Raw genomic sequence first — 12,626 nt, 5'->3', positions numbered from 1 at the left:
CTGCAGGGGGGACCCTGTGGGAGAGTAGGACGCCGCCGAACAATCTTTGTGGGAAAGCCCCCTGACGGGATGTCAGGGGGCTTTTTCGCGTTCCCAGCTCCGACGCTCGGGAGATGTCGTCGGTGGTGGCGGATCCACAGCAGCTCGCGGAGTTGGTGCGGGGGGCTTGGCCGGCCGGGGCGGAGAAGGTGGTGCTGTCGGAGTCGGTGGCGCGTCGGCTGGGGATCGGGGTCGGTAGGGCGGTGGCGTTGGCGAAGCCGGGCAAGCCGGGGCCCGTACCGGTAGTGGTGAGCGGGGTTGTACCGGGAGGTGCCGGGGGTGGAGCAGCTGTGGCGGGCCTGGGCGGACGGGTCGGGGGTGGTGCTGGCCTCGCGGGGGCCTGGTGCGGACGGATCCGTTGTTGTGGGAGGAGGCGGACGTCCAATGGACGGTGCTGCCGGATCCGCTGCGGTTGCGGTTGGACATGGTGGCGGTGTTACGGAGCTGGGTGGAGCGATTGGCGACGGGCGATCCGGTCTGGGCAGTGTTCCGTGGGGCGGAGTCGTCGGTGGGGGCGGTGCGGGTAGATCAGTGAGATTCCGGCGGTGCTGGACGAGTTGCGGTCGTCGGTGCTGGTGGCGCGTTCGGGGATGCTGGTGCCGGTGACGGTGCTGGGGTGCTGTCGGCGGTGACGACGGTGCTGACGGCTCGTCAACTGGTGGATTTCCGGTGGCGGGGGCGGCGCTGGTGCTGCGGTGGGAGCAGTTGGCGGTGGTCGGGTTCGCGGTGCTGGGGGTCGGCGCGGTGGTGCTGTCGCGGATGTTGGTACGGGTCGATTTGGCACGTGGGCTGCGGGCGGGGGCGTACGGATGATCGGGCGGGAAGGGTGGCGGCCGGGCGGGTTCGGGGGTTGGCGGCCGGCGCTGCGGGAGGCCCGGACGGGTCGGCCGGTGCTGACGGTCGCGGCGCTGTTGTGGCCGCCGGTGTTCGACCGGTTGGCGACGCGGGAGTTGGCCCGCCGGTTGACGGCGGCGCAGGCGGAGGGCCCGCTGCTGTCGGCGCGTTCGGCGGTGAATCCGCCGGTGGACGGGAAGGGAGTGCGGCGGGCGATGGGCTTCGGCACGCTGGACGCCGACCTGACCCGGGTCGGGAGGAGATGCGGCAGAGTTCGTCCGGGGAGCTGGCGCACGCTCTGGTCCGGGTGTCGGGGTAGGCGCAGGCCAAGGGGATGGAGCTGCGGGGCGAGGGGTGCCGGAGCCGCACGGCGATCCGGAGATCGTGTCGCTGGTGTACGCGCAGGACGTGGCGGAGCGAGTGCGCTGGGTGGCCGGCCGGGGGCTGAGTGCCGGGGAAGCCGGCCGAACTGGGCCTGTCTACTGCGTCGTTGCAGCAGTTCGGGCTGAAGGTCGGCGGGCGGGTGGTGATGTCCGGGTCGGCCGGGTCGACCGAAGCAGTGGTGGTCGGGGAGTTCGAGCCGCTGGACGGGTCGGACGATCTGTGGCGTGAGCTGCCGCTGCTGAACTCGCAGCTGCAGCCGAGCATCCATGTCCGGTACGGGCAGGCGATGGAGGCGCGCGGGTCGCGGACGCTGGACGCGACCTGGGCGTTCTGGACGGCCGAGCAGCCCTGCGGGACCGGCGGGACTTCCCGGAGGGCGGGGGAACTGTCCTGTGGGGAGCGGGAGTTCGGCGCGGTGCTGGCGCTGGCAGTGTCGGTGTGCGGCGGGGTGGTTTCGGACCGGTTCCCCTGCCCGGCCGGGACCAGGACGATGGGGGTGCCGAAGCTGATCCAGCTGCTGTCGGCGCTGGTAGGACGCCTTCGCGGTGCAGCGGGCCCGGACGGTGGTGCTGCGGTCGTTCGCGTCGGTGGGTCTGCCGGCGATCGGGGTGTCCACGGCGGTGGCCGCGACCCGGCCGGGGGCGCGGCGCGGGGAGGCGGCGCTGGCGCTCCAGCGGGCCCGGGGCGTGGGTGAGCTCGCGCTGGCCGCCGTTCGGCTGCTGGAGGCGGCTCCGGCGGCCTTGGCGGGCCTGCTGGGGAGGTGGGTGGTGTCCGTCCGGTAGGCGGACGGGCTGTCGCTGGGGGCGTGGTGGCCGGCGCTGGCGGCGGTGCTACTGGTGGCGGGCGAGCCGGACGGGTCGGGAGCCGATGCGCTGGCGGGGTCCGAGGCGGGTGTCAGAGCTGTCCGCGCGGCTGGTGGCAGAGGGGGCGGTGCTGGCTGGGGCGGGCGTGCTGCAGTTGCGGCTGCGCGGCGCGACCCCGGCGGGGGTCGAGGCGGACCCTCGACTGGCGCTGGTGCCGGTGGTGTCGGGCTTGGCGGCGGTGGTCGTGGTGCTGCGGCTGTACCCGGTGCCGCTGTGGCTGCTGACGGGCTGGGCGCGGCGTCGGCGGGGCGCGGTCGCGCTGGTCGGGCTGGCGCAGGCCGGGCGGCGTTCGGGGACGGCGACGGCGCTGCTGGTGCTGGTGCCCGCGCTGGCCTGTGCGGTGTCCGGCGCGCTGGTGTCGGACACCGTCCGGGAGGGCCGGGCGGTGACGCGGTGGTCCTGAGCCCGGCGCAGCGTCCGCTGCCGGTGGAGGAGTTGGGTCGGGTGCCGGGGGTGGCCGGGGTGCTCCAGGTGCGCGGCGGGCTGGAGGCGCTGACCTCGGACGAGATGGTGCAACGGTGAAGGGCGTCGGCCTGGTCGGGGTCGATCAGGCGGGGCTCGCCGCGGTGCCGGAGCTGGCCGAGCCGCTCGGCGCGGGTGCGGAACTCCCGGCGCTGGCCGATCTGGTGACGGTGGATCGGTTCCTGGACGGATCGTTCGACGCGGACGCCGGGACGAGCCGGTTCCGGGTGCGGATCGTGGGGGTGCTGCCACAGGGTGCGGCGGCGGACCGGGCGGGCTGCTGGTGTTCGGCGGGCCGGGGGCGGCGCGGCTGCCGCGGCATAGCGGGCAGCGCGGCGCGGCGGTGGTGTTCGCCGATCCGGGCCGGTCGGGGTCGGCGGCGACCGCGGCGGGCGGGGCGGCGGGCGGGGCGGTGAGCCGCGGCGCGCCGGTCGAAGTCCGGTTACTTGATAGGGAGTTGATGGAGACATCGAGGAACGGTCTGGTGGCCGCGCTGGAGACGGCGTTCCGGGTGTCGGCGGCGCTCGGGCCGCTGCTCGGGCTGGTCGCGGTGGTGCCGGAGCTGCTGCTCGGCACGGCGGAGCGCGGGCGGGCGCTGGCCCACCTGCGGACGCTGGGGCTCGGCGGGCGGGCGGCGGCGGGCGTCCGGCTGGTCCAGTTGCTGCCGGCGGTGGCGGCGGTGGTCGGTGGCACGCTGCTCGGGTCGGCGCTGCCGTGGCTGCTCGGCCCGGACCTCCACCTGCGGGCCTTCACGGCCGGTCCGGGCGCGCCGACGCTCGCCCCGGACCGAGCGGCGGTCGCGCCGGCGGCGGTCGGGCTGCCGGTACTGGAGGGGGTGGCGGGGCGGCGGGTCGTCCCGCGGGTGCTCCGGCCGGGGGAGGGCGCGCGGTGGCGGGGCGGTCGGGCGGGGTCGTGCGCCGCGGGCGTGCGGCCCCGCCGGGCGCGACCGGTCTGTCGGTCGGGCGGAGTACCTTTCCCGGTGGCGTGTTCCTGATCGCGGGTGAGGTGTCCGGTGCAGCTGGCTCAGGTGGAGGGGGTCCTGGAGCGGATCACGTACGCCAACGAGGAGACGGGGTACACGGTCGCCCGGGTGGACACCGGGCGCGGGGCGAACGACCTGCTGACGGTGGTGGGGGCGCTGCTGGGGGCGCAGGTGGGGGAGAGCCTGCGGCTGTTCGGGCGGTGGGGCTCGCACCCGCAGTACGGGCGGCAGTTCACGGTGGAGAACTACACGACGGTGCTGCCGGCCACCGTCCAGGGCATCCGGCGGTACCTGGGCTCGGGGCTGATCAAGGGGATCGGGCCGCGGTTCGCAGAGCGGATCGTGGAGCGCTTCGGGGTGGAGACCCTGGAGGTGATCGAGAACGAGCCGCAGCGGCTGATCGAGGTGCCGGGCCTGGGCCCGAAGCGCACGAAGATGATCGCCAAGGCGTGGGAGGAGCAGAAGTCCATCAAGGAGGTGATGGTCTTCCTGCAGGGCGTCCAGGTGTCGACCTCGCTGGCGGTGCGGATCTACAAGCAGTACGGCGACGCCTCGATCGGGGTGGTGAAGAACCAGCCGTACCGCCTGGCGTCGGACGTGTGGGGCATCGGCTTCCTGACGGCGGACCGGATCGCGCAGGCGGTGGGCATCCCGCACGACTCGCCGGAGCGGGTGAAGGCGGGCCTGCAGTACGCGCTGTCGCAGTCCACCGACCAGGGGCACTGCTACCTGCCGGAGGAGCGGCTGATCGCGGACGGCGTGAAGCTGCTCCAGGTGGACGTCGGGCTGGTGATCGACTGCCTGGCGGAGCTGGTCGCGGCCGAGGGGGTGGTCCGCGAGCGGCTGCCGGGGGCGGACGGGCAGCAGGTCACGGCGGTGTACCTGGTGCCGTTCCACCGGGCGGAGCTGTCGATGGCGGGCCAGCTGCTGCGGCTGCTGCGGGCGGACGGGGACCGGATGCCGTGGTTCCGGGACGTGGACTGGCCGGCCGCGCTGGGCTGGCTGGCGAAGCGGACGGGGGCGGAGCTGGCCCCGGAGCAGGAGCAGTCGGTGCGGCTGGCGCTGACCGAGAAGGTCGCGGTGCTGACCGGCGGCCCGGGCTGCGGCAAGTCCTTCACAGTGCGCTCGATCGTCCAGCTGGCGCTGGCGAAGCGGGCGAAGGTGGTGCTGGCGGCGCCGACCGGGCGGGCGGCGAAGCGGCTGGCGGAGCTGACCGGCGCGGAGGCGTCGACGGTGCACCGGCTGCTGGAGCTGAAGCCGGGCGGGGACGCCGCCTACGACCGGGACCGGCCGTTGGACGCGGACCTGGTGGTGGTCGACGAGGCCTCGATGCTGGACCTCATCCTGGCGAACAAGCTGGTCAAGGCGGTGGCGCCGGGCGCGCACCTGCTGTTCGTGGGGGACGTCGACCAGCTGCCCTCGGTGGGCGCGGGCGAGGTGCTGCGGGACATGCTCTCGCCCGGCAGCCCGATCCCGTCGGTCCGGCTGACCAGGATCTTCCGGCAGGCCCAGCAGTCCGGCGTGGTGGTGAACGCGCACCGGATCAACGAGGGCCTGCCGCCGCTGACCGAGGGCCTGCCGGACTTCTTCCTGTTCGTGGAGGACGACGCGGAGCGCGCGGCGGGCCTGACGGTGGACGTGGTGGCCCGCCGCATCCCGCAGCGCTTCGGCCTGGACCCGCGGCGCGACGTGCAGGTGCTGGCGCCGATGCACCGCGGCCCGGCCGGGGCCGGCGCGCTGAACACGCTGCTCCAGTCGGCCGTCACCCCGGCCCGCGAGGGCCTGCCCGAACGCCGCTTCGGCGGGCGGACGTTCCGGGTCGGCGACAAGGTCACCCAGATCCGGAACAACTACGACAAGGGGCGCAGCGGCGTCTTCAACGGCACAGTGGGCGTCGTGACGGCACTGAGCGTGGACGACCAGCGGCTGACGGTGATGACCGACGAGGACGAGGAGATCCCGTACGACTTCGACGAGCTGGACGAGCTGGCGCACGCGTACGCGGTGACGATCCACCGTTCGCAGGGCAGCGAGTACCCGGCGGTGGTGATTCCCGTCACCACCTCGGCGTGGACGATGCTCCAGCGCAACCTGTTGTACACGGCGGTGACGCGGGCCCGGAAGCTGGTGGTGCTGGTCGGGTCGCGCAAGGCCATCGGGCAGGCCGTGCGGGCGGTCAGCGCCGGTCGGCGGCACTCCGCGCTGGACCACAGATTGGCTGCGGGCTGAGTTCCAGGGGGTACGGTACGTTCAGAGGTTGTCTTGACGTGAAGAGATTTAGGGCGGAACCTGGTCCGGTGCCGCTGCCGATCTTGTCCGGTTCGCACCGGTGGCGGCAGCGGAGTTTGTAGGCCCCGGTCCTTCCCGGGGTCACCCCCGGGTGCGCGGCCGTCCTTCGGGTGGGGGATCGTTGAGACAGTCAGGGCAGTCGGATGAGGATCAATTTCGTCGGTGAGGAAGACGTGAGCGACAAATCGGTAGTACTGCGGTACCAGGACGGCGAGTACGAGTACCCCGTCGTCGAGAGCACTGCGGGCAACTCCGGCTTCGACATCTCGAAGCTGCTCCCGCAGACCGGCCTGGTCACCCTGGACAACGGTTTCGGCAACACCGCCGCCAACAAGTCCGCGATCACCTTCATTGACGGTGACGCCGGAATCCTGCGCTACCGCGGCTACCCGATCGAGCAGCTGGCCTCGGAGGCCAACTTCATCGAGACCGCTTACCTGCTGATCAACGGCGAGCTGCCGAAGGCCGGCGAGCTGGAGGCGTTCAGCAACGAGATCACCCAGCACACCCTGCTGCACGAGGACGTCAAGCGCTTCTACCAGGGCTTCCCCCGGGACGCGCACCCGATGGCGATGCTCTCCTCGGTGGTCGGCGCGCTCTCCACGTTCTACCCGGAGAGCCACAACCCGTTCGACGAGGCGCAGCGCAACCTGTCGACGGTCCGCCTGCTGGCGAAGCTGCCGACCATCGCGGCCTACGCGTACAAGAAGGCGATGGGCCAGCCCTTCGTCTACCCGCGCAACGACCTCGGCTACGTCGAGAACTTCCTGCGGATGACCTTCGCCGTCCCGGCCGAGGACTACGAGCTGAACCCGGTCGTGGTCAACGCCCTGGACAAGCTGTTCATCCTGCACGCGGACCACGAGCAGAACTGCTCCACCTCGACGGTGCGCCTGGTCGGCTCCTCGCACGCCAACCTGTTCGCCTCGATCTCGGCGGGCATCTCGGCGCTCTGGGGCCCGCTGCACGGCGGCGCCAACCAGGCCGTGCTGGAGATGCTGGAGCAGATCCAGAAGGACGGCGGCGACGTCGACGCGTTCATCCGCAAGGTGAAGAACCGCGAGGACGGCGTCAAGCTGATGGGCTTCGGCCACCGCGTCTACAAGGCGTTCGACCCGCGCGCCGCGCAGGTCAAGGTGCTCGCCCACGAGGTGCTGGCCCAGCTCGGCCAGTCCGACGAGCTGCTGGAGATCGCGCTCAAGCTGGAGGAGCACGCGCTCAAGGACGACTTCTTCGTCTCGCGCAAGCTCTACCCGAACGTGGACTTCTACACCGGCCTGATCTACCGCGCGATGGGCTTCCCGACCAGCATGTTCACCGTGCTGTTCGCGATCGGCCGGCTCCCCGGCTGGATCGCCCACTGGCACGAGATGATCAAGGACCCGACCAGCCGGATCGGCCGCCCGCGGCAGATCTACACCGGCGTGGAGATCCGCGACTACGTGCCGCTCGACGCGCGCTGAGCCGTCGGCCGCGGAGCCGAAGGGGCCCGGTCCCGCCCTCCCGTACAGGGGGCGGGGCCGGGCCCCTTCGCGTGTCGCCGTACTGGGGCGCACGGCGCCCGGGACGGGCCCGGTCGGGAACGGCCGCTCAAAGCGTCCCCGGGTCCGGGTCCGGCCCGGTGCCGTGCGCGAGGGCGATCGACGAATCGACAGCCCGTCCGGGGCCCGCCGGAGCCCCGCTCTACAAAAGGTAAGACGTACCAGGGGGCGCAGAGTTACGCCAGGGGGGTGTGAGTTGGCTCTCTCCACTCTCCGTGTGCGTCCGCGCACCCGGGCGTCCGCGCGCATATCACACCGCACGGCCGGCGTGCGGCGTCACCCACCCCACCGGCCCCGCAACCCAGCGTGATAGGAATCGTGGCAATCCGGTACGGACCGCCTGCGGCGCGCGGCGCGGCGAACGGTCAGGGAGGGAGTGCGCAATGGCCAGGAACGTCGTCGTCACCGGTGGTGGCACCGGCATCGGGCTGGATCTGGCCCGGCGCTTCGCCGAGGCCGGGGAGCGGGTGGTGATCGTCGGCCGCCGGCCCGGCGTCCTCGACCACGCCGTCCGGGAGCTCGGCCCGAACGTCACCCCGCTGGTGTGCGACCTGGCCGACCCGGACGCGGTGGAGGCCGCCCTGGACGTGCTGCCCGCCCGGATCGACGTGCTGGTCAACAACGCCGGCAGCCGGGAGACCGTGCCCGGCGCCGGGCCGCACGCGGTGCTGGCCCGCTGGCGCGGCGACTTCGAACGCAACGTGCTGACCGCGGTGCTGCTCACCGAGTCCGTCCGCGACCGGCTCACCCCCGGCTCCGGCCGGGTGGTCACCGTCTCCTCGATCGCCGCGCTGCGCGGCGCGGGCTCCTACGGGGCCGCGAAGGCCTCCCTGCACGCCTGGAACCACTTCCTGGCCGCCCAGCTCGGCCCGTCCGGGATCACCGCCAACATCGTCGCCCCGGGCACCGTCGCGGGCACCGAGTTCTTCGGCCCGCGACTGGACGAGGCCGAGGTGGCCCGGCGCTCGGCGCGCACGCTGCTCGGGCGGATCGGCGAACCCGGGGAGGTCGCCGCCGCCGTCTACTTCCTCGCCTCCGCCGAGGCCGGGTTCATCACCGGCGAGATCCTGCACTGCAACGGCGGCGAACTGCTGGGCCGCTGACGCCCCGTCAGGCTGCCCGGAACCTGCGCAGTCGCAGGCTGTTGCCGACTACGAACAGGGAGGAGAAGGCCATGGCGGCTCCGGCGATCATGGGGTTGAGGAGGCCGGTGGCGGCGAGGGGGAGGGCGGCGGTGTTGTAGGCGAAGGCCCAGAAGAGGTTGCTTTTGATGGTGGCCAGGGTGTGGCGGGCGAGGCGGATGGCGTCGGCGGCGGTGCGCAGGTCGCCGCGGACGAGGGTGAGGTCGGCGGCTTGGATGGCGGCGTCGGTGCCGGTGCCGAGGGCGAGTCCGAGGTCGGCTTGGGCGAGGGCGGCGGCGTCGTTGACGCCGTCGCCGATCATGGCGACGGTGTGGCCTTGGTTCTGGAGGCGTCGGATGGTGGCGGCTTTGTCCTGGGGGAGGACGTCGGCGTACACGTCGTGGGCGGGGATGCCGATTTCGGTGGCGACGGTCTCGGCGACGGCCCGGTTGTCGCCGGTGAGCAGGACGGGGCGTAGGCCCAGGGCGCGTAGTCGGGTGACGGCTTCGGCGCTGGTGGGTTTGACGGCGTCGGCGATTTCCAGCACGGCGCGGGCCGCTCCGTCCCAGCCGACCGCGATGGCGGTCCGTCCGGCCCGCTCGGCCGCGGCCTTCGCCGCCGCCAGTCCGGCCGGCAGGGGCTGCGACCGGTCGGCCAGCAGCGCCTCGCGTCCGGCGATCACCGCGTGCCCTTCGACCAGGCCCTGCACGCCGAGGCCGGGGAGGTTCTCGAAGCCCTCGACGGCGGGCAGGTGGCCGAGGCGTTCCCGGGCGGCGGTGGCGATGGCGCGGGCGATGGGGTGTTCGGAGGCGTGTTCCAGGGCTCCGGCCAGCCGCAGTGCCTGGTCTTCGTCGGTGTCTTCGGTGGTGTGGAGGGCGAGGAGGGTCATGTGTCCGGTGGTGACGGTGCCGGTCTTGTCGAGGACGACGGTGTCGGCTTTGCGGGTGTTCTCCAGTACTTCGGGGCCTTTGATGAGGATGCCGAGTTGGGCGCCGCGTCCGGTGCCGACGAGGAGGGCGGTGGGGGTGGCCAGGCCCAGGGCGCAGGGGCAGGCGATGATCAGTACCGCGACGGCGGCGGTGAAGGCCTCGGTGGGGTTGTCGGAGGCCAGTAGCCAGCCGACCAGGGTGCCGAGGGCGATCAGGATCACGACGGGTACGAAGACGGCGGAGATCCGGTCGGCCAGGCGTTGGGCGGCGGCTTTGCCGTTCTGGGCGTCCTCGACGAGTTTGGCCATCCGGGCCAGTTGGGTGTCGGTGCCGATGCGGGTGGCTTCCACGACCAGTCGGCCGCCCGCGTTGACGGTGGCGCCGGTGAGGGTGTCCCCGACGGTGACCTCGACGGGTACGGATTCGCCGGTGAGCATGGAGGCGTCCACGGCGGAGCTGCCCTCGACCACGGTGCCGTCGGTGGCGACCTTCTCGCCGGGGCGCACCACGAAGCGGTCGCCGACGGCGAGTTGCCCGACCGGGACGCGGACCTCCCGGCCGCCGCGCAGCACCGCCACGTCCTTCGCACCGAGGTCGAGCAGGGCGTGCAGGGCGGCGCCGGCCCTGCGCTTGGAGCGGGCCTCCAGCCAGCGGCCGAGCAGGATCAGGGTGGTGACGGCGGAGGCGGTCTCCAGGTAGAGCGCGGAGGAGGCGTCGGTGGCGCGGACGGTGAGCGAGAAGGCGTGCCGCATGCCGGGCATCCCGGCGTCGCCCCAGAACAGCGCCCACACCGACCAGCCGAACGCGGCCAGGGTGCCGAGCGAGACCAGGGTGTCCATGGTCGCCGCGCCGTGCCGGGCGTTGGTCCAGGCGGCCCGGTGGAACGGCAGGCCGCCGTACACGACGACCGGGCCGGTGAGCGCGAAGGCCAGCCACTGCCAGTTGTCGAACTGCAGGGCGGGGACCATCGAGAGCAGCACGACGGGGACGCTGAGCACGGCGCTGACCAGCAGCCGGTCGCGCAGGGGGTCGGGCTCGGCGGACCCGGTGGAGTCGGCGGGCTCGGGCGCGGCGGGCGGGGGCGGGAGTTCGGCGGTGTAGCCGGTCCGCTCCACGGTGGCGATCAGGTCGGCGACGCTGGTGCCGGGGCCGAAGTCCACCCGGGCCTTCTCGGTCGCGTAGTTGACGCTGGCCTGCACGCCGTCGATCCGGTTGAGCTTCTTCTCGATCCGGGCGGCGCAGGAGGCGCAGGTCATGCCGCCGATGGACAGCTCGACGCGGTCGCGGGCGGCGGGGTCGGTGGTGGTGCTCATCAGCTCGTCCGGTTCGCTCGGGTTCGCTCGGGTTCGCTCGGGTGTGCGGTGTGGTGCGCTGCGGTGCGCCGACGGGCGGGCGGGGCGGCGCGGGGCCGCCCCGTGGCGGGTCAGGCGGCCCGGCCGACCAGTTCGTAGCCGGCCTCGTCCACCGCGGCGGCGATCTGCTCGTCACTGGGGGCGGGCTCGGCGGTGACGGTGACGGTGCCGGCCTGGGCGTCGGCGGCGACCGCGGTGACGCCGGGCAGCGCGGAGACCTCGCCGTCGATCGCCTTCTCGCAGTGGCCGCAGCTCATCCCGCTGACGGTGTAGGTGACGGTGCTGGACATGGGAACCTCCCGGAACGTGCTGGGGCGGGACCGGATGCCGGGCCCGGGGCGTGCTGCGCCTCGGACAACCACAGTACCCCCTGGGGGTATTCCGCCGAGGGCGGGGCGCGTTCCGGCCCGCACGTCCGCGACCCGCCCCCGAGGGTAGTCCGCGCCGGGCCGGGAGCGGCGGCGGCGGGCGGCCCCACGCCGGGCCGCCTCCCGGCCGTCATCCGAACGGCCAGGCCCGGCGGGGCGCCACGACCCCGGGCGCGGGGCCCCGGCCGGACGCCCGGGGCCCGCGCCCGGTGCCGCCGGCGTTTCGCCCGGACGGAGCAGGGTGGCCCGCTGTCCGATATGTTCGGTAGGTGCACTTTCGACGCGGGGACGGCACGCCGTCCGGCAGCACCGGCGGAGTGCCGCCCAGCCGGCAGCGCGACGCCCTGCTGACGGCCGACCTCCAGGACCTGTCGCTGCTGCGCCGGGCCGGGCCCGCGCTGCTCGCCATCGCGATCGTCTCCCTCGCCGACTACCTCTCCGGGCAGGACCGCTACCTGGCCCCGCTGATGGTCGTCGTCCCGTCGGTCGCCGCGCTCACCCTGCGCCCGCGCGAACTGCTCGCGGTCTGCTTCCTCGGCCTGATGGCGCTGCTCGTCCTCAGCGGCTACGACGAGGTCGACAACCTCAGCGACAGCCGCTTCCTCTACGGCGCGATGGTCAGCTACGTCGCGGTCACCGCGCTCAGCGCCGGGATCGCCGAGCTGCGGATGCGAAGAGCCGCGGCCTTCGCCGCCGTCAGCTCGGTCGCGGAGGCCGCCCAGCGGGCGCTGCTGCGCCAGCCCGAACCGGTGGTCGGGCCGCTGCGGCTGGCCGTGCGGTACGTCTCCGCCGCGGACGCCGCCCGGATCGGGGGCGACCTCTACTCCGTCCTGGACACCCCGTACGGCACCCGGGTGCTGGTCGGCGACGTCCGCGGCAAGGGGCTCGGGGCGGTGCAGACCGCCGCGGTGGTGCTCGGCGCGTTCCGGGAGGCCGCGTACGACGAGGAGCAGCTGCCCGCGGTGGCCGGGCGGATCGAGGCCAGCATGCGCCGGCACGTGCCCGACGGGGAGTTCACCACCGCGATGTTCGCCGCTTTCCGCGAGCCCGGCAGCGTCGACCTGCTGCACCTGGGCCACGTCCCGCCGCTGCGGGTGCGCGCCGACGGGCGGGCCGAGGTGCTCGAACCCGAGGACCCCTGGCTGCCGCTCGGCCTCGGGCACCTGGTCAGCGGCCGGCCCAGCCCGACCGCGGTGCCGTTCGGCCCGCGCGACGTGCTGGTGCTGTGCACCGACGGCGTGATCGAGGCGAAGGGCGCGCCCGGCGGCGAGTTCTACCCGCTGGCCGAACGCGCCGGGCCGCTGGTCCGCGACGGCTGGCGCTCGCTGGCCGACCTCGACGCCGCCGTCGCCCGCCTGTACGCCGACCTGCTGGCGCACACCGGCGGCGAACTCGGCGACGACGCGCTGCTGCTGCTGGTCACCCGGCCCGCGCCGGACGCGGTGCCCTGAGCCGGGCGGGG

10 protein-coding genes are annotated in these 12,626 nt (G+C 73.6%); 8 read left to right on the top strand and 2 right to left on the bottom strand.

The genetic code is table 11. The annotated features are described in order from the left end of the window. Positions 1-1,363 precede the first annotated feature (1,363 nt). The 7 genes from ACIP60_RS34635 (at position 1,364) to ACIP60_RS34605 (ending at position 8,497) form a co-directional block, all read left to right on the top strand. Positions 1,364-1,951, top strand: a complete 588-nt coding sequence (locus ACIP60_RS34635; RefSeq protein WP_400692509.1) for a hypothetical protein — start codon at positions 1,364-1,366, stop codon at positions 1,949-1,951. A gap of 197 nt (positions 1,952-2,148) precedes the next feature. Further along, positions 2,149-2,523 carry a hypothetical protein gene (locus ACIP60_RS34630; RefSeq protein ID WP_400692507.1) on the top strand — a complete coding sequence of 125 codons (375 nt, stop codon included), beginning with the start codon at positions 2,149-2,151 and terminating at the stop codon, positions 2,521-2,523. Beyond that, positions 2,514-2,642 (top strand): hypothetical protein, encoded by a 129-nt coding sequence (locus ACIP60_RS34625; RefSeq protein ID WP_400692504.1) that lies wholly within the window; start codon positions 2,514-2,516, stop codon positions 2,640-2,642. The genes ACIP60_RS34630 and ACIP60_RS34625 overlap by 10 nt, the downstream gene beginning before the upstream one ends. Before the next feature lie 400 nt (positions 2,643-3,042). Then, entirely contained in the window at positions 3,043-3,576 is a 534-nt protein-coding gene (locus tag ACIP60_RS34620; protein WP_400692501.1) for a hypothetical protein, read from the top strand. Positions 3,577-3,594: 18 nt separating this feature from the next. Then, positions 3,595-5,793: an ATP-dependent RecD-like DNA helicase gene (locus ACIP60_RS34615; protein WP_400692499.1), complete on the top strand. Its 2,199-nt coding sequence runs from the start codon at positions 3,595-3,597 to the stop codon at positions 5,791-5,793. 233 nt (positions 5,794-6,026) lie between these two features. Then, positions 6,027-7,316: a citrate synthase gene (locus ACIP60_RS34610; protein ID WP_100840339.1), complete on the top strand. Its 1,290-nt coding sequence runs from the start codon at positions 6,027-6,029 to the stop codon at positions 7,314-7,316. Positions 7,317-7,777: 461 nt separating this feature from the next. Beyond that, a complete protein-coding gene (locus ACIP60_RS34605; protein WP_400692494.1) occupies positions 7,778-8,497 on the top strand; it encodes an SDR family NAD(P)-dependent oxidoreductase in 720 nt (239 codons plus the stop codon). 7 nt (positions 8,498-8,504) lie between these two features. Here ACIP60_RS34605 and ACIP60_RS34600 read toward each other — a convergent pair whose 3' ends face one another. Both ACIP60_RS34600 and ACIP60_RS34595 read right to left on the bottom strand, forming a co-directional pair. Then, positions 8,505-10,757 (bottom strand): heavy metal translocating P-type ATPase, encoded by a 2,253-nt coding sequence (locus tag ACIP60_RS34600; protein ID WP_400692492.1) that lies wholly within the window; start codon positions 10,755-10,757, stop codon positions 8,505-8,507. A 110-nt stretch (positions 10,758-10,867) separates the two neighbouring features. Then, on the bottom strand, positions 10,868-11,086 hold the full coding sequence (locus ACIP60_RS34595; protein WP_400692489.1) for a heavy-metal-associated domain-containing protein: 219 nt from the start codon (positions 11,084-11,086) through the stop codon (positions 10,868-10,870). A 347-nt stretch (positions 11,087-11,433) separates the two neighbouring features. Between ACIP60_RS34595 and ACIP60_RS34590 the strand changes: the two genes are divergently transcribed. Continuing rightward, on the top strand, positions 11,434-12,615 hold the full coding sequence (locus tag ACIP60_RS34590; RefSeq protein WP_400692486.1) for a PP2C family protein-serine/threonine phosphatase: 1,182 nt from the start codon (positions 11,434-11,436) through the stop codon (positions 12,613-12,615). Positions 12,616-12,626: the final 11 nt, after the last annotated feature.

Source organism: Kitasatospora sp. NPDC088783, assembly GCF_044750705.1.
GTDB lineage: Bacteria > Actinomycetota > Actinomycetes > Streptomycetales > Streptomycetaceae > Kitasatospora > Kitasatospora fiedleri.
The sequence above is the reverse complement of the archived record's forward strand: the minus strand, read 5'-3'. Positions and strand labels throughout refer to the sequence as shown.

Bases quoted from the DNA above. Each gene is read 5' to 3' on its own strand.
- ACIP60_RS34620 (WP_400692501.1), top strand. From the start codon at position 3,043: ATGGAGACATCGAGGAACGGTCTGGTGGCCGCGCTGGAGACGGCGTTC.
- ACIP60_RS34605 (WP_400692494.1), top strand. From the start codon at position 7,778: ATGGCCAGGAACGTCGTCGTCACCGGTGGTGGCACCGGCATCGGGCTG.
- ACIP60_RS34600 (WP_400692492.1), bottom strand. From the start codon at position 10,757: ATGAGCACCACCACCGACCCCGCCGCCCGCGACCGCGTCGAGCTGTCC.
- ACIP60_RS34595 (WP_400692489.1), bottom strand. From the start codon at position 11,086: ATGTCCAGCACCGTCACCTACACCGTCAGCGGGATGAGCTGCGGCCAC.